General features: G+C 61.2%; 12 protein-coding genes and 2 pseudogenes. 10 read left to right on the top strand and 4 right to left on the bottom strand.

Annotation, left to right across the window (positions count from 1 at the left end; genetic code table 11):
• Window positions 1-3 precede the first annotated feature (3 nt).
• The 3 genes from AB7F49_RS09170 to AB7F49_RS09160 all read right to left on the bottom strand — a co-directional run bounded on the left by AB7F49_RS09170 (window position 4) and on the right by AB7F49_RS09160 (window position 3056).
• The gene (locus AB7F49_RS09170) at window positions 4-984 is read right to left on the bottom strand and encodes a Bug family tripartite tricarboxylate transporter substrate binding protein (protein ID WP_428521527.1); all 981 of its coding nucleotides are present in this window, start codon (window positions 982-984) and stop codon (window positions 4-6) included.
• Window positions 985-1012: 28 nt separating this feature from the next.
• The gene (locus tag AB7F49_RS09165; RefSeq protein WP_428521526.1) at window positions 1013-2035 is read right to left on the bottom strand and encodes a polysaccharide deacetylase family protein; all 1023 of its coding nucleotides are present in this window, start codon (window positions 2033-2035) and stop codon (window positions 1013-1015) included.
• Between the two features lie 82 nt (window positions 2036-2117).
• Entirely contained in the window at window positions 2118-3056 is a 939-nt protein-coding gene (locus tag AB7F49_RS09160) for a LysR substrate-binding domain-containing protein (RefSeq protein ID WP_428521525.1), read from the bottom strand.
• A gap of 129 nt (window positions 3057-3185) precedes the next feature.
• Between AB7F49_RS09160 and AB7F49_RS09155 the strand changes: the two genes are divergently transcribed.
• Window positions 3186-4460 carry an NAD(P)/FAD-dependent oxidoreductase gene (locus tag AB7F49_RS09155; RefSeq protein WP_428521524.1) on the top strand — a complete coding sequence of 425 codons (1275 nt, stop codon included), beginning with the start codon at window positions 3186-3188 and terminating at the stop codon, window positions 4458-4460.
• Window positions 4461-4716: 256 nt separating this feature from the next.
• Here the strand turns inward: AB7F49_RS09155 and AB7F49_RS09150 are convergent, their stop codons facing one another.
• Entirely contained in the window at window positions 4717-5610 is an 894-nt protein-coding gene (locus tag AB7F49_RS09150) for a LysR family transcriptional regulator (RefSeq protein WP_428521523.1), read from the bottom strand.
• Window positions 5611-5948: 338 nt separating this feature from the next.
• On the opposite strand from AB7F49_RS09150, the gene AB7F49_RS09145 reads away from it, so the two are divergent.
• From AB7F49_RS09145 to AB7F49_RS09105, 9 genes and pseudogenes are all read left to right on the top strand, one after another.
• On the top strand, window positions 5949-7631 hold the full coding sequence (locus tag AB7F49_RS09145) for an ABC transporter substrate-binding protein (RefSeq protein ID WP_428521522.1): 1683 nt from the start codon (window positions 5949-5951) through the stop codon (window positions 7629-7631).
• Between the two features lie 103 nt (window positions 7632-7734).
• On the top strand, window positions 7735-8772 hold the full coding sequence (locus AB7F49_RS09140; RefSeq protein ID WP_428521521.1) for an ABC transporter permease: 1038 nt from the start codon (window positions 7735-7737) through the stop codon (window positions 8770-8772).
• On the top strand, window positions 8769-9626 hold the full coding sequence (locus AB7F49_RS09135; RefSeq protein ID WP_428521520.1) for an ABC transporter permease: 858 nt from the start codon (window positions 8769-8771) through the stop codon (window positions 9624-9626). Before AB7F49_RS09140 ends, AB7F49_RS09135 begins: the two co-directional genes overlap by 4 nt.
• A gap of 1 nt (window position 9627) precedes the next feature.
• On the top strand, window positions 9628-10596 hold the full coding sequence (locus AB7F49_RS09130; RefSeq protein WP_428521519.1) for an ABC transporter ATP-binding protein: 969 nt from the start codon (window positions 9628-9630) through the stop codon (window positions 10594-10596).
• Entirely contained in the window at window positions 10593-11597 is a 1005-nt protein-coding gene (locus tag AB7F49_RS09125) for an ABC transporter ATP-binding protein (RefSeq protein ID WP_428521518.1), read from the top strand. Before AB7F49_RS09130 ends, AB7F49_RS09125 begins: the two co-directional genes overlap by 4 nt.
• Before the next feature lie 17 nt (window positions 11598-11614).
• Window positions 11615-15439 (top strand): hydantoinase B/oxoprolinase family protein, encoded by a 3825-nt coding sequence (locus tag AB7F49_RS09120; protein WP_428521517.1) that lies wholly within the window; start codon window positions 11615-11617, stop codon window positions 15437-15439.
• A 40-nt stretch (window positions 15440-15479) separates the two neighbouring features.
• Window positions 15480-15635 (top strand): hypothetical protein, encoded by a 156-nt coding sequence (locus AB7F49_RS09115; RefSeq protein WP_428521516.1) that lies wholly within the window; start codon window positions 15480-15482, stop codon window positions 15633-15635.
• 15 nt (window positions 15636-15650) lie between these two features.
• A pseudogene (glyA, locus tag AB7F49_RS09110) lies at window positions 15651-15896 on the top strand (serine hydroxymethyltransferase); the annotation flags it as partial.
• 3 nt (window positions 15897-15899) lie between these two features.
• Window positions 15900-16912: pseudogene (locus AB7F49_RS09105) on the top strand (L-serine ammonia-lyase); the annotation flags it as partial.
• Window positions 16913-17476: the final 564 nt, after the last annotated feature.

The raw sequence follows: 17476 nt of genomic DNA, 5'->3' as shown, positions 1-17476 counted from the left end.
GGATCAGTGCGCCGCGACGCTCGCGGCGACCTCGCGGAGAAGCTTGGCTTCGTCGCGCACGAAGGCGGGCATTTCGCTCGGCGCCTTATAGGTCGGCAAATTCCCAACGGCCGCCAAGTCCTTGATGTAGTCCGGCCGTTTGACGATTTTGACGACCGCCTCGTCGAGGCGCTTCACGACCTCCGCCGGCATACCCGCAGGGCCGGAGAGTGCATTCCAACTCGTGAGCGGCACGAAAACGCCGGCTTCCTTGGATGAGGGAACGTCGGGAAGAGCCGGCACGCGCTCGTCGCCCGAGACCGCGAGCGCTCTGAGATCGCCGGAAGCGATCAATGCTGTCGCAGCGCCGATATTTCCACCCGACAGATTGATGTGGCCGCCGGCAAGCGCGACCATCGCCGGGCCGGAGCCTGCGAAAGGCACCTTCTTGACCTTGGAGATGTCGATGCCGGCGACGCTCAAGAGCTTGAGCATGGTTGTGTCGGTGAAGCTCTTGCCGCCCATCCAGCCGATCTCGATCGATGCCGGATCGCGCCGCCCGGCTTCGGCCATGTCCTTCAGGCTTTTCCATTCGGACTTGGCGCTGACTGCGTAGATGTAGGGTCCGGTGGTGAGCAGGGGACCCCAGGTCCGTTGCTCGACCTTGTAGGGAAGGTCACTGACCAGCGAATGGAGCGAGCTCGTCGCCGGTGAATCGAAAAGAAGCGTGTAGCCGTCGGGCGCGGCGCTCATCACCGACATGGCGCCGGGGATCGAATTGCCTCCCGGCTTGTTCACAACATTGACCGGGTGGCCAAGCTCCTCCGAGAGATATTTCGCGGCGATGCGGGCGAGAACATCCGTGCCGCCACCCGCCGCAAAGGTGACCACCAAGGCGATGGGCTTGCGCGGATAGCCGGGCTGCGCCTGTGCGCTGGATGTCGCAAGAAGGAGCGAAGATGCGCCCGCCGCGAGGATCGCTCTCCGTGTCAGGATCATCGCCATCGCAAGATTCCTCGTTGTCCTTTGGACGTTATGATGCTCGTTGGATCTCTGCGCGATCGGCTGCGAGATCGAAAATCGCGCCCTCGCATACGAAGGGCACCTGCCGCGGCGGCGAGGCGAGAACCTCGTCGGCGACGTTCTGCAACGTCGCGCCGACGCCCTTCACGCCCGCGGCGTCACACGCCGCCATCATCTCGTCGAGCATGACGCGAAGCCGCTGATACACGGCGTCGCTTTTGTCCCGATAGGCGTAATGGTTGTGCGTGATGGCGCAGAGGACCGGAACGGCCGGCGCCCGCTCACGCACCTGCGCCACGATGTTCGTTGCGATCGTACGGTAGCTCACACCGTATTGTCCCGGCCAATCGACGTCCGGGCGGAAATCCGCGTACATGTTCCGGCCGGCCGGGCCGCTGAGCACCTTCGAGAAGTCCGCGGAGAGCGGCATGTTCGCGAAATCGAGGTCGCCGAGCGCCTGTCTGAAATTCGCATTCGCGCGATGCGGATCAGCCTGACCGGCCGTCCATATCGCCTGCATCTCCGGGATCACGCGGCCTGGCGCGGTGCAGGAGCCTCCGCGAAAGCCCTGTGCGACGAGAGCGCGGAAAATCGCGTCATTCGCCGAGAACGTGCCCGGCCGAAAATAGAGCGGTCGATGGCCGATGGCATCGGCCCAGACCGTCGAGGATTCTGCGAGCAGTTCCTCCTGCTCGGCCGGCGAGAGGCCGCCGTAATGCGCCATGTATTTGCGGCCGTCATGGCGCCACAGTGAGTATTTCCACGGATGCATGTGCAGGCCGAGGCAGGCGCCGCCCGCTTCGAACTCGCGGAACATCGCCCCTTGGGCGGTCGCTGCTTCGGGGTGGACGAAGAACGTGACCGGCAGACCATATTCCGCGCCGATCTCGACATAGCCGCGGACCGCATCCTCGCCTGCATTCCAGTCCGCGGGGCCGGTGGCCGCGGGATGGCTTGTCGCCGTCGTCGGCTCACAATCCATCGTGAGGACGATCTTGATTTCCTTCACTACAGCCACCTCGAAGTCCTGCATTCCAAGCCCGGATACAGGATCAGGTTCCTGGTTTCTCCAGGCCTCGTCAAATACGCAAGCACGACGAGTTCATGCCTGCAGATTATGAACGGGCGCCCTTCGATCGGCGCGCCCGTGACGCGGGCGATGCGATTGTCAGTACTGCCGCTGCAACCCTATGCAGAAAGCCCTGTGCGATCGATGACTGCGGCTGTCCGACCGGCGTGAGGGCGCCGAAATCGAAATTGAATGTCGGCTCGACGGGCCTGACCAGAAGCCGATCACGATAGAAACGCGCGGTAATGGCATCGACCAAAGCAATGCCGATGCCGGCCACGACCAGCTCGCAGGCGACGGCCGCGAATTGCGTTTCGACAACCGTTGCCGGCCCTACCGGCAGCTTGCCGAAAACGACGTCCATATTATCGCGCGAGCGATCTTCGCGACCCAGAGAAACGAAGGGCTGGTTCGCGAAATCCTCAGGCCGCAGCATGCGACGACTCGCCAGTGCATGACCGCGTGGAAGTACGGCGATGGCGGGAAGAGACGCCAGCGAATGCCGGTTGAGCGTGCTCGGCGTGCCAGGAACGGGATAAGCGAAGCCGATATCCGCCTCGCCGCCGGCAACCATCTCCACCACACGCTGAGACGGTGCGACGGAGAGGGCCGAGCGGATGCCTGGATGGTCATGCCGGAATGTTGCGAGCACGCGCGGGATGAGACCGATGCCCAATGCGGGGAGTGCCGCGATCCGCAATTCGCCAATGCCCTTCGCGCGCATCTCGTTTCCGACGTGCTCGATCCGGCTGAGCTTCAGGAACAGATCTTCCGCCTCCTGGCCAAGGCGGCGGCCTTCGGGCGTCGGCAGCAAGCGCTTGCGGACGCGGGCGAAGAGGTCGACGCCGATATCGACCTCGAGATCCCGCAGCAGCTTGCTCACGGAAGGCTGCGAGATGCGCAGCAGTTCTGCTGCACGCGTTGCCGAGCCCGTTTTCAGCACGGCATGAAAGGCTTCCAATTGGCGAATGCGGGCGCGCGACATAGGCAAGATCATAGCCTGGATGAATGAATATCCATTGCCAAAATATTTGACGCTCTGCCGCCGCGTTGACACCCTCGACCGGCGCTGCGGGCTCCGCTCGCGAACGCGCGGCCGGGGTGACGCAAGCAGATGAATTCGAGGCATGTTGCAATCGTCGGTGCGGGCGTCGTCGGCGCCTGCACGGCGCTGATGCTCCAGCGTTACGGGCATGCCGTAACGATCATCGATCCGAATCCGCCGGGCGAAGGCGCGTCCTACGGGAATGCCGGTTGCTTCAACGGCTCCTCGATCGTGCCGATGGCAATGCCTGGCATCTGGAAGGACGTACCGCGCTGGCTCGTCGATCCGATGGGACCGCTCTCCGTGCGTTGGAGCTATCTGCCCAAGATCGCGCCTTGGCTCGTGCGCTTCCTACAATCTGGCACGCCTAAGAAGGTCGCGGCACAAGCGGCGGCCTTGCGCGGGCTTTTGGAGCCGACGGTCGAACTCATGACGTCGCTCGCAAAGGAGGCTGGGGCGGACGATCTCGTCCGCCATGAAGGGCATGTTTACGTTTATCGCTCGGAGGAGGGTTTCCGCAAGGATCAAGGCGGCTGGGCGTTACGGCAAGCGAACGGCGTCAAGCTCCAGATGCTCGATCAAGCCGCATTGCGTGATTTCGATCCCGCGCTCTCGCCGAATTTCGTCCGCGGCGTTTTCATAGAGGAGAACGGGCACACCACGAATCCGTCGAAGCTCGTGAAGCGCCTTGTCGAGCAAGCGGTGCGCAACGGCGGCTCTTTCCTGCAAGCGTCCGCAACGTGCATTGTGCTCGACGGCGACAATGTTCGCGCTGTCCAAACCTCGTCCGGTGAAGTCGCCGCCGACTGTGTAGTGATCGCCGCCGGTGCGCATTCGAAGATGCTTGCCGAGCAGATGGGCGATCGCGTGATGCTCGACACGGAGCGCGGCTACCATCTGATGATCCGCGACCCGGAGGTGAAGCCACGGGTGCCGACGACGGAGGCGGAGGGCAAGTTCGTCGTCAACGCGATGGAGGAGGGGCTGCGCTTTGCAGGAACCGTGGAGCTCGGCGGCCTCGACTTGCCGCCGGATTGGCGCCGTGCCCGCATGCTGCTCGATCAGGCCCGGCTGATGCTGCCGGGACTGTCCGCGACCTATCCCGAGGAGCGGCTGACGCAATGGATGGGCTTCCGGCCGAGTCTGCCCGATTCGCTGCCGGTCATCGGCCGCTCGAGCCGATCGCCCGGCGTGCTCTACGGGTTCGGTCACGGCCATGTCGGGATGACAGGGGCGCCGATGACCGCGAAGCTCCTGGCGTCTTCCATTTCCGGCGAGAACCTCGCCGTCGATATCTCGGCCTTCTCGCCACAGCGATTCCAAACAAACCGTGCGGCTGCGTGATCGCGCCCGAAAGCCGCATGTCCGAAACAGATCCCGATTCACTTCGCAAACGCTCGCTCAGGCGGGCAACTGCGCCAGCCATGATTGCATCGATGCTTACCAGCAATCATGTCGTGCCTTTCGGCGCATGGCCGCGACACCCAATCCGAAACGTGTTCGTAGTTGCGACATCTGCTGCGATGTTGGCGTGTGATACCGGCGTCATCCTTGTTTGTCGCGTTCGAAGTTAGTCAGTCGGGTCAAATGCGGAAACGAATTATATTTCGTCCGCGTATGAGGCTGCGACTTCTGCAGCCATCCTGGCGATGAGGGCGGGAAGCGGCATGTCGGGACGCTTGTGGAATGCCGCGTGATAGACCATGTCAGGGAAGGTTGGCGTGACGTCGAGGATCTCGAGCACTTCAGTAGCCAGAAGGTCACGCACGCTCGGCAGGGGGAGCGGCGCGACGCCGATGCCGTCTGTCAGCAGACGAACGATCGTAGTGATTGAGTTTGAATTGTAGATGCGCGCCCTGGCCACGCCGGCATCATCGAGTAACTCCTGCACGACCCGGTGCATCTGCGAGACTTTTGGATAACTCAGAATTGGAAACTCGCTGAGTTCCCGCAAGGTCAAACGCTTGTTCCGGAGATTAAGAGCGGAGCTCGCGATCCATTCACATGTGAATCGCCCGAGGCAAATATTTTCAACGGCGTCGTGATGGACAGGTCCGACGATAATGCCAATGTCAATCTCGCCGTCGTTAAGCTGTCTGATGATGTTGAAGCTGGTATCAACCACGAGATTGCACGCAACGCGCGGAAAATCGTGCTTGAGTCCGTCGATCAATCGCGGCAGCCACGCATGCACCACGGCATCGATCGTGCCTATGGTCACGACGCCATGGAAGCTTCTGCGATCGCGAGCGCCTTCGACAAACTCGTTCGTGAACCGAATGATCTGTTCGGCTTTTGCCAATGCTTCTTTGCCTTCCGGAGTCAGGCGCACCGAACGCAGATCGCGTTCGAATAAGCGTATGCCGAGTTCGCGTTCGAGTGCGCCGATACGATTGGACACGGCTGCCTGCGTCGCGTGCATTCGCCTAGCGGCACCGCTGAAGCTGCTAAGGCGCGCCACCCAGATAAAGGTCTCGAGGAATTTTAGATTCACTCGGTTAGGTCGCTCACGGTGCTATTTGGCTCAGAGAATTGCCGCCTATCGGCGCAACTCATAATCACAGGCAGCGTCCGTACATACATCGACTGCCCAGCCAAGCCTCATTAATAACAAAACTTTATCGGGAAAGATAGCGAAATCCCGTTTGTCAGGCCCGTAGCGGCTTGCGACACTTCTGAACGACACTGCACTCAGGATGTCCGGCATCTTCGCCCCGCATAGCGCACGCCGCAAAACCAAATTGAGCGCCAGATTCAAGACGGATTCGATTTTCGCATATCTCGGATAATTCCAGCACCGATGCATGTCGGGGCACAGATCAGGAGCCATGCATGCCGCAGCCCGAGGACAATCAGGACATGGCGGATCAACGGCACGATCTGCTGAGTCGTTCGCTAGACCGTCGCGAAGCGATTTATCAATTTGCTGTCGCCGGCCTTGCGCTCGGTGCTGGCATGAAACCAGATTCGCTCTTAGCACAGGCCGCCGAGGAGCGCCTCTTGCGCGTCACGGAATCGACGCTCGCGGACGCCGACCCGCATCGGCCGACCGACGTGCCTGGCTCAATTCTAATGTTCAATCTCTATGACTTCCTAGTGACGGCGCCGCGTGGCGCCGGACCGGTAACGCCTTCGCTGGCGACCGCATGGGCGGTTTCGGACGATGCACGGACGTATACGTTCACGCTGCGTAACGACGTCGTCTTTCATGACGGAACGCTGCTGACAGCCGACGACGTTGTCTTCTCGCTTGGCAGGATCAAGGCAATCAAGCGCGGTTTCTCATCACTTTTCGCCAACGTGAACGCGGCGGAAGCTCTCGATGCGGCGACCGTTAAGTTTACGCTCGCGGTACCGTCGGCGCCCTTCCTTGCCAGTCTGGTGCGGCTCGCGATCGTGAACAAGAAGCTCGCCGTAGCTAACAAGGCCGCCGGCGACTTCGGCGAGCTCGGCGACTACGGCCAAGCCTATATGACGCGTAACGACGCGGGCAGTGGTCCCTACATTCTGACACGGCACGAGGCGCAACAAGAAACGGCGATGACGCTCAACGAAAGGCACTTCCGCCGCCCCTCGAACAAGACGCCCACGCGTGTGAGCCTGCGTTTCGGCCTTGAAGCCGCGACGGTGCGCAACCTTTTGGCGCGCCACGAACTAGAGCTGACGCGCGTATCGCTACCGCCAGAGGTGCTGCTGTCAGCCTCTCGGGCGCCTGGTGTCAAGCTCGCGCAGGATCGTGGCTCAACCCAGTTTCATTTCAAGCTGAACACGACTCGCGCCCCGATGGATGACATCGAATTTCGCAGGGCGGTCGTACTCGGCTACGATTACGAAGCGCATCACAGCCTGCTCAATCTGGCAGGCGTTGCCTCCGGCTTCCCGGCTCGTGGTCCTATCCCCCAGGGCGTTCTCGGCTACGACCCCGACAAACCTGTCCCCAAACGCGACCTTGCCGCCGCCAAGGCGGCGCTCGCGAAATCGAAGTACAAATCCGACGAATATCCGATCAGCCTGATGTTCGTGCGCGAGTTCGCCCAAGTCGAGAAATACGCCCTGCTGTTTCAGAAGAGCATGGCCGATCTCGGGATCAACGTGGAGATTGCGCCGACGCCGTGGGCGCAATACCAGCAGCTCGTCACAAAGCCGGAAACGACCCCCCACGTGAACTGCATCTATGTTGCACTCACCACGCCCGACGTCGATTCGCTGTTCTATCCGTCTTATCATTCTTCCGCCGGCGGCACGTATTTCTCTATGCAGTGGCTGAAGGACAACGACATCGATGCGGCGCTCGACAAGGGTCGTACGATTCTTGATGCCAAGGCGCGAGAAACTCATTACCGCGCGCTTGCCGAGACCATCTCGAATCTCTACTGCGCGATTTATGCCTACGAGCAGGTCAACGTGATCGCTCACCAGGACTATGTCTGGGCGCCCTTTATCGAAAACATGCAGAATGCTGTTCCAATTTTCGGTGGAAATTTCCAGTTCGCAGCGATGGAAATCCGCAAGTGATCGCGGCGGGAAAGAACTTTCCGTACGATGACGCACCGCTCCACAACCTCGGCAATTCGCGCGGGGCATCAGGATGAAATCTTCGATCACGGCGGGTTGAGGCATGCTGCGACGGAGTGCTGGCATTCAGACCGCAAGCTTTATTCTTAGTCGCCTGCGCGGTGCCATCGTAATTGTGTTCGGTGTCTCGCTTCTTGTATTCGCGCTGGCGCGTACGCTACCTGGCGATCCTGCAAGGCTCGCGCTTGGGCCCGCGGCCAGCCCCGAGCAAGTGCAGGCGCTTCGGTTGCAGATGGGACTCGATCGTCCATTCTTCGAACAGTACTGGATCTTCTTGAAAGGCGCCTCGAGACTCGATTTCGGCGTCTCGCTCTACACCAACCGGCCTGTCGCGCAAGATCTCGCGCGAGCGCTTCCGGCGACGCTCGAACTCGCGCTCGCGGCCGGTGTGATCATGATCATTTTCGGCCTCCTCTTGGGTATTGCCAGCGCGCGCTGGAAGGACCGGTGGTTCGACAATCTTCTGCGGCCATTTACTTTGCTATCCGTCGCGATGCCGAATTTCGTCTGGGCGATTATCTTCGTGCTCATCCTGTCTTTCTGGTTCGGATTGTTCCCGATCGCTGGCCGCTTGAGCGAGCGTCTCACGCAGCCACCCTTTGTGACCGGGCTCCTTACGGTCGATGCGATCGTCGCTGGCCGTTTCGATGTGCTACGCGACGCCCTTCATCACCTTGTTCTGCCGGCGATTGCGTTGTCGCTGCCCGGGATCGCACAGGTGTCACGACTGACGCGTGCGAACATGGTTGAGTCCTATATGCGGCCCTACGTGGAGTTCGCCCGCGCGTACGGCTTCCCAGAGCGCGAGATCGCCTGCAAATGGGCGCTGCGGCCTGCGCTCATCCCGACTTTTACGCTCATTAGCATGCAGATCGTACTGATGCTCGGCAATGCGTTCCTGATCGAGACGGTGTTCGCCTGGCCTGGCATGGCGCGCTACGGCGTCGAGGCAATTCTGCGCAAAGACCTCAACTCGGTCGTCGCTGTCGTGATGGTCTTCTCGCTCGCATTTATCCTCGTCAACATTTTCATTGATGCGTTCGTCGCCCTGATTGATCCGCGTATCAGGTACCGCGGATGAGTATGCTCTTTCACTCGACTGCCTGGCATGCGGCGCGGCATTTCGGTCGCAACCCGCTGTCGATCGTCGGGGGGCTGCTCGTTTGCGCGATCATCGGTGCCGCCTTGTTCGCGCCTTGGCTTGCGCCTTACCCGGGACATGCTGGCACGTTTGTCGATTTCGCTAACGCAAATCAGCCGCCGAGCCTGAGACACTGGTTCGGCACAGACCTCGTCGGCCGAGACATCTTCAGCCGCGTTCTGTTCGGGTATCGGACATCGCTCGTTCTCGGCTGCGTCGTTCTGGCGATCGCGGCGCCGCTCGGAAGCCTGCTCGGCTTGATGGCCGGCTATTTCGGCGGCATGGTCGAGCGCGCGATCATGCGCCTCACCGATATTTTCCTTTCGTTACCAGCGTTGATCGTCGCAATGACGATCCTCGGTTTGCTTCGGCCATCGCAGATTTTCGCTATGATGGCCGTCTCATTCGTGTGGTGGCCATGGTACACGCGACTCGTCTACGGCCTCGTGAAGTCGATCCGCCTCGAAGGCTACGTGATCGCTGCCGAGTTGATCGGCGCATCGCACACTCGCATCCTCCTAGGAGAAATTCTTCCGAACTGCGCGCCGACCATCCTCACCAAGATGAGCGTCGACATGGGGTTGGTTATCCTGTTCGGCGCAAGCCTGAGCTACCTCGGGCTTGGCGCGCCGGCACCGATTCCCGACCTCGGCACGATGGTCGCGGAGGGCGGTAACTACCTGCCGGATCTGTGGTGGCTCTCGGTCTCCGCCGGCCTCGCTGTTTTCATCGCGGTGCTCGGCTTCAATCTGCTGGGTGACGGGCTGAGCGACATCTACGGGATCGATACCTGATATGTCGGACCTTCTGAGAGTCAGCGATTTTCATGTGAAGTTCGCGACTATCGACGGACCGGTCCATGTCCTGCGCGGCGTTGACCTGGCGATCGGCGTTCAGGAGCGGGTGGCTGTAGTCGGCGAATCCGGCAGCGGCAAGTCTGTTACCGCTCGCGCCATTCTAGGTCTGCTACCGGCCAGCAAGACGCAAGTATCCGGCTCCATCATATTTCAAGGAGCGGAACTGACGCGCCTGTCGGAACGCAAGTACCGTGCTCTGCGCGGCCGTGCCATCAGCATGATTTTCCAGGATCCGACTGCGGCATTGAGCCCAGTCTTCCCGGTCCGCTCACAACTACGCCGCATTGTCGCGCGCGACGGTGGCCGGCTTGGTGAGGCCGCGATCGAGGAGAAGATGCGTCAAGCGCTTGTCGATGTTTCGATCGCTGATCCGGAGCGCGTACTTGACAGCTATTCGTTCCAGCTCAGCGGCGGACTTAATCAGCGCGTCATGATCGCCGCGAGCCTTATGAACCGACCGAGTCTCCTGATCGCCGACGAGCCGGGCACCGCGCTCGATGCGACCGTGCAAGAGCAGAGCCTGCGGGTCATGGAGCGGCTGTCCGAGGCGCACGGCACCGCGATCCTCTTCATCTCGCACAATCTCGGCGTCGTTCGTCGTTTCGCGCACCGCGTCTATGTGATGTATGCAGGCCGGATCGTGGAGGCCGCTTCGACCGCCGAAATCTTCACAAACCCGCGGCATCCCTATACGCGACTTCTGCTGGCTTCCGTGCCGCGTCTTGGATCCACAGACCTGCCGCTCGGTATTGAAGGATCGATTCCGGACTATCATGAAGAGCCCGCGGGTTGCCCATTCATACCGCGTTGTCCAGCCGCGATCGCGCTCTGCACAGCACCGGTCGTCATGCGTAGCATCAGCGAGTCGCACAGCGTTGCCTGCGTTAGCGAAAGCGCGCAGGAATGACGCAACCGCCACTGCTACGTATCGATCAAGCGACTAAGCGTTTCCAGCTAGCGAACACGGAGATCGTTGCCGTCAACGACGTTTCGCTCGACGTCTTCCGTGGCGAGACGCTGGCGATCGTTGGGGAATCTGGCTCTGGCAAGTCGACGCTCGCAAACCTAATCCTCGGCAGCCAAGCGGCTGACACGGGCGCGATCTTGCTCGATGGATGTCGGCTGGAGAAGCGCCGGCCGCGTCCGCTGCGAAAGCGCATCGCGCTTGTCCAGCAAAATCCCTATTCCAGTCTCAATCCACGCATGTCGGTGCGGCAGGCGATCGAGCTGCCTCTGATCGTGCACAGGCTTGGGAATCGGCGCGAGCGCTATCGGCGCGTGATCGAACTCCTGGAGCTTGTCGGTCTGCCACCGGACTTCGCAGTCCGTCGTCCGTTGGCGCTATCGGGTGGGCAGCGCCAACGCGTCGCGATCGCGCGCGCTCTGGCGACAAGCCCGGATTTGCTAGTGCTCGACGAGCCCACGTCGTCGCTCGATGTTTCGGTGCAGGCGCACATTCTTCGTCTGCTGCGCAACCTGCAGCAGAGGTTCGATCTAACTTACATCTTCATCACGCACGACCTCGGCGTCGTGCGTGTCATGGCAAGCCGCATCGCCGTGCTGTATCGCGGTCGACTGGTCGAGATGGCGCCGGTGAAGCAGCTCTTCGATGCGCCGCGCCATCGCTATACGAATATGCTGCTCGCCTCGATCCCAACCGTCTCGGCCGAAGAGGACCGTCTCAAGCCGGACTGGCCGTGGAACGAGATGCCTGAGGCCGTAACGGCGAGCGCCGCCGCCTGCGCTTTCCTGCCGCGCTGCCCATTCCGGACTCAGCGCTGCGCGAACGAGCAACCTAAACTGATACCAGACGGCGCCGGACAGGCGCACGCGTGCTTTGTGCCGGCGCCCGTCATTGCTGCCTCTGCGTCATCGCCGTCTGTTCGCAACGTGGCGTCCGCAAGATGAATTCAAAGGAGAAGAACATGTGCTCTGCCCGACTGGGACGCTATCGCTGCGCCTTCGATATCGGCGGCACCTTCACGGACTTTGTCCTGCTCGACGGTACGACCGGCAAGATTGAGGTGCACAAGAGTTTGACGACTCCGGCTAATCCTGCCCTCGGTGCGCTCGAAGGCCTCGATGTACTGATCGGCAAGGCTGGGATCGGCTATGACGACGTGAGCGACATCGTGCACGGAACGACACTCGTTACCAATCTCATCATAGAGAAGAAGGGCGCGTGCACCGCGCTCATTACCACCAAGGGCTTTCGCGACATTATAGAGATCGGCACCGAGCAACGCTACGACATCCACGATATCTTTCTGCGCTTTCCCGATCCGATGGTGCCGCGCTCGCGTCGTTACGAGATCGCGGAACGTATGTCGCGCGACGGCGATGTCATCACACCGATGGATCTCGATGAGGTGCGCGCCGTGCTGAAGGCGGCTAATGACGACGGTGTGAAGGCGATCGCCGTCGTCCTCTTGCATTCCTACCGTAACAGTAGCCACGAGAAGGCGGTCGAGGCGCTCGCCCGCAAGGAATTCCCGCAGCTTTACGTCTCAATCTCAGCGGAAGTGTGCGGCGAAATCCGCGAATATGAGCGCGCGATGACTACGGTCGCCAACGCTTACGCTCAGCCGATCGTCGAGCCCTATGTCGACGATATGGAGAGGATGCTGAAGTTACGCGGTTTTAGTGGGCGCCTTTACCTGATGCAATCATCGGGCGATCTTGCCTCGCCCGAAATGGTCAAGCGACTGCCAGTGCGTCTCCTTGAATCCGGCCCGGCGGGCGGCGGCCTTGCAGCTGCGCATTTCGGCAAGATGATGGGACGCGGCGACGTGATCGCGTTTGATATGGGTGGCACCACCGCGAAGGTCTGCCTGATCCATAACGGAAAAGTCGACGTTGCACCGATGCTGGAAGCCGCGCGCGAGCATCGCTTCAAGCGTGGCAGCGGACTTCCAATCCGTGCCCCCGTGATCGACCTGATTGAGATTGGCGCGGGCGGCGGCAGCATTGCGAAGATCGATGAGATCGGTCTGCTCAAGGTCGGCCCGCACAGTTCCGGGGCCGAGCCCGGCCCCGCCTGCTACGGGCGCGGCGGTGCCGAGCCGACCGTGACCGACGCCAATCTTCTGCTTGGCTATCTCGCGCCGGAATCGTTCCTGGGCGGGCGCCTGACGCTCGATCGCGCGGCGGCCAAGACGGCATTCGGGCCGATCGCAAAGGTGCTCGACAAAGGCGTTGAGGATGCCGCTTGGGGCGTATTTTCGGTCGTGTGTGAGAACATGGCAGGCGCAGCGCGCGTGCATGTCGTCGAGAAAGGCCGCGATCCGCGCCGCTTCGCCATGATCGCGTTCGGCGGTGCCGGACCGGCGCATGCGGTGCGGGTCGCAAAAAGTCTCGGCGTGTCAACTGTGATTGTGCCGCCGGCATCGGGTGCAGCTTCCGCGTTCGGCTTTCTCTCCGGCGCGGTCGCCCATGAGGCATCGCGCTCTTATCCGAGCTTAGTAGCGGACGCCGACTGGGGGACGATCAACGCGCTACTTTGCGACCTGGAGCAAGAGGGCCGTGATCTGCTCGCGACCGCAAACATTGTGGGCGACGCCATCATGGTGACGCGCGAGGTGGATCTACGCTTGCATGGCCAGCTTCATACCCTGCGTGTGCGCGCGCCGATCGGCGCGCTCGATGTGGCTGTGACCGCCACCTTGGCGGACGCCTTTGCGGTTGCCTACCAGGATCTTTACGGGCGGACGCCGCCGGACGGCGATCTCGAAATTATCGGCTGGCGCGTCACGACTCGGGGGCCGGCGCCGGAGCTTGCGGACGCAACGTTGGCCAATGCCGGAAGCAACCATGCCCTGAAGGGTGAGCGGCCGGCGTGGTTCCCCGAGACGAACGGCTTCGTCAACGCCAAGATTTACAGCCGCTACAATCTTGCGTCGGGCGTTGAGATCGTCGGTCCGGCGATCATCGAGGAAAACGAGTCGACGACCGTCGTGCCGCCGGGCGATCGCGTTTCGGTTGACGCTCATGGCAATCTGGTGATCGCGGTGTCGAGCGTCGCCACGCGGGTGGCGACCCATGCTCCGCGCGCCGCAACTGTAGAGGATCTTGAGAACGACCCGGTCGGGCTCGAGATCATGTGGAGCCGGCTCGTCACGATCTCGGAAGAGTGCTGGCTCACCGTGATCAGGACTGCCTTTTCGATGATCATCGGCGAAGCGCAGGATTTCGCCTGTGAGATCCTCGATGACAAGGGCAATTCGCTCGCCCATTCCCCGCGCGCGATGCCCGTGTTCAACATCTCCCTTATGACGGCCGTCAGGGCGATGCTGGAGGTCTACCCCGTCGACACGCTCAAGCCTGGCGATGTCCTCATCACCAACGATCCTTGGATTTGCGCCGGCCACTTGTTCGACCTCATGATCGTGTCTCCGGTTTTCCATGGCGGCCGCGTAGTCGCCTTCGTCGGATCGGTAGGCCACGTCAGCGACATCGGCGGTACCAAGGATCGCGCGAACGCCCGCGAGTTATATGAGGAGGGATTACAGATCCCGCCGATGAAGCTGTTCAGCGAAGGCAAGCCGAACGACGACTTGTTCCGTATCCTAGCTATGAATGTCCGCAACTCGCGCCAGGTCGTCGGCGATGTGCAGTCACTTGTCGCCGCAAGCCAGATCGGCGCGGAACGGCTCGTGGCGTTTATGGAGGAATACGGGCTCACCGACCTCACCGCGCTTGCGACCGTCATCCAGGGCCGCGCCGAGCGCTCAGTCCGCGAGGAGATTCGCAAGGTGCCGAACGGCGTCTACACGTCGACTGCGGCGTTCAATGGCGCTGGCGAGCGGCTGGAAATCCCCGTCAAGATAACCGTCAATGACGACACCATTGAGGTTGACTACGAGGGCTGCCCGCCTCAAGTCGCCAAGGGCGGTATTAATTGCACGGGCACGGTGACCTGGGCCGAGACCCTGTTCGCGCTCAAGTGTGTGTTCTCGCCGTCGATCCGCGCAACTGCCGGATGTTATCGGCCGTTCACCGTCAAGGCGCCGGAAGGCTCGCTTCTCAACTGTTCGAAGCCCGCTTCTGTTGCGCTCCGCCGCCTCACTATGTGGCACTTCATCGGCATGATCTTCCGCGCGCTTAGCCCCGCGATCCCTGACCGCGTCCAGGCCTATACCGGACTGCCGAGCCTGATCGATCTCTACGGTTTCGAAACGGACGGCCGTATCTACAGCGATCATATCTTCGTCGGCGGTGGACAAGGCGCTTGCCACGATCATGACGGAAAGTCCGGCCTGATCTGGCCAACAAGTGCCGCCAATACGTCGATTGAGATGGTTGAAAGCCGGTTGCCGGTGCTGGTGACCGAGAAGGCACTACTGACGGACAGCGGTGGCTCCGGGAAATTCCGCGGCGGCCTTGGCCAGGTTCTAAAGCTGCGACTGTTGCATAACACCAACCAGCCCTTCTTCGTGAACGTCTATCCGGAAGGATCGGATGTCATGACTGACGGCCTCCTCGGCGGCCTCCCCGGTGGTTCGGTGCGTGCCTTTCACTACAGTCGAAGCATCGGCGCGATGCGTGAGCTTGAGAAGGGAACGATGATCGAGATCAACTCTGCCGAAGATATCGTCGAGGTTCGTCTCGGCGGCGGTGCCGGATTCGGTTCACCTCATGAGCGCGACGCCGCTCTGATCCAGTACGATCTTACGCAAGGCTACATCAGCGCGAATCCGAGTGGTCCTCACAGGCTCGATCCACCTCCCTCGCTCGCGGCCGTGCCGGCCTAATACAGGAGAGGCCCGACGACCCAGCCTTCGCGTCGAGTCGATGCCCACCGATGCCGCTTGTCGAACGGTTTTCGACGGGGTGCAGATCGTTCTGATCCGTCACGCGGCCGATCGTTTTCGCGTGTGGTGCTCTTTCGCCGATCACGTCTGGGGCCGTCTTCGGGCGGCGAGCCGCGAGATCGAACTCGGCATTTGACAGGAGAGAAATGACATGAGGCTACACCCGACTCACTTTGAGACTGTACTGGGGGACAACGCTGTCGCTGCAGCTATTGGCTGCGAGCTTGATCGCCAGCAAAATCAGATAGAACTGATTGCTTCGGAGAACATCGTCTCGAAAGATGTGCTTGCGGCCCAAGGCTCGGTGCTGACCAACGAATATGCCGAAGGTTACCCAGGCAAACGCTACTATGTTGGTTGCAGCTTCGTGGACGAGGTCGAAGCGCTTGCGATGGAGTGAGCGAAAGCCTTGTTCGGCGCTGGCTTCGCAGCGGACGGGACGGTTTGCCTGGAGGAAGCTTTTTACTCGATCGGCGGCGGTTTCGTTCTCACCGCCGCGGAGCGGCAGAATCCCGCTGTGACGCCGGAGACCGAGCAGCGGGATTGGCCCTATCCGTTCGACACCGCGGCCACGATGCTGACGATGGCGCGCGACAGCGGCCTGTTGATCGCGGCGATGAAGCGCGCGAACGAGGAGGCGGCGCGCTCATCACGCCAGGTGGATGAGCGGATCGCGCGCATCTGGCAGACGATGAACAGTTGCATCAATCGCGGGTTGACGCGGGACGGCGTGCTGCCGGGCGGCCTCAAAGTGCGGCGGCGCGCGAAGAACATCCTCGAGCAACTGAAAGCCGAGCGACATTCCAACCGTGCGCAGCCGCATGCGACGTCCGACTGGCTGAGCGTCTACGCCATGGCGGTCAACGAGGAGAACGCCGCGGGCGGCAAGGTCGTGACGGCGCCGACTAACGGCGCGGCGGGCGTGGTTCCTGCGGTGCTGCGCTACTATCTCGACCACTGCATCGGCGCTGATCCCACGCTCATCTCCGATTTTCTTCTAACGGCCGCCGCGATCGGCCGATTGATCAAGCACAAGGCTTCGATCTCCAGCGCTGAAGTCGGCTGCCAGGGCGAGGTCGGATCGGCGGCTGCAATGGCTGCGGCCGGCTTATGCGCCGTTCTCAGCGGCACACCAGAGCGGTGGAGAACGCCGCGGAGATTGCTCTCGAGCATCATTTCGGCATGACGTGCGATCCGGTGGCCGGCCTGGTGCAAGTGCCATGCATCGAGCGCAATGGGATCGGCGCAACCAAGGCGGTCGCCGCCGCCTCGCTTGCGCTGCGCGGCGACGGCTCGCATTTCACGCCGCTCGACAATTGCATCGACGCCATGCGCCAGATCGGCGAGGAGATGAGCGTCAAGTTCAAGGAAACGAGCCTCGGCGGCCTCGCGACGAATCTTCCGGAGTGCTGAAACATGGCTCAGAGCAAGACACAAAGATCTTGCAGATCAGCTTCATAATTTCACAATCAAGGGGCCCGATACCGACGTTTGGACGCTTTGGCAAGCGCGCGGGTCCATGAACGCTTACAGTTTCCCTGATAGGCGTCTAGTTAAGGCCGAAAATTCCCTGATCGTCCTCGATTTTTCGCTGTTTTGGTTCTTAGGGAATTTTCTTGTAAGGCCTTGAACCTACGGCAGTTATCGCTCTCTAAAGTCGTTCTCTGGCCCTTGTTTCTCTCTTTTCCCTGTATTTTTCCCTGTTATCCGCGAAATTCAGGCAGAGACTGTGTTCGATATGGCTGCATCGTCAGCCAGCCACGCCGGTCTCTCCGGGCGATGTCCGTGTGACGGGAAAAGTGGCGTGATCTCCGCGCCTTCAGAGGCACCGCGTAGTCTCTGCACGCCGGTGCGGCCCAAATGCTTGCCGCGACAGGGCGTTTTTTCCTGAAAGTCTCAGGCCGCGAATTTTTGATATCCGCGTTTTGTCGGCCTGAGACTCGGTTCGAAAATGCGAGAGACTGCGTTTCGATATTG

The sequence above is a fragment of the Pseudorhodoplanes sp. genome (assembly GCF_050250235.1).
Classification (GTDB): Bacteria; Pseudomonadota; Alphaproteobacteria; order Rhizobiales; family Xanthobacteraceae; genus Pseudorhodoplanes.
Note: the sequence above shows the minus strand (reverse complement) of the source record. Positions and strands in the feature narration are given on the sequence as shown.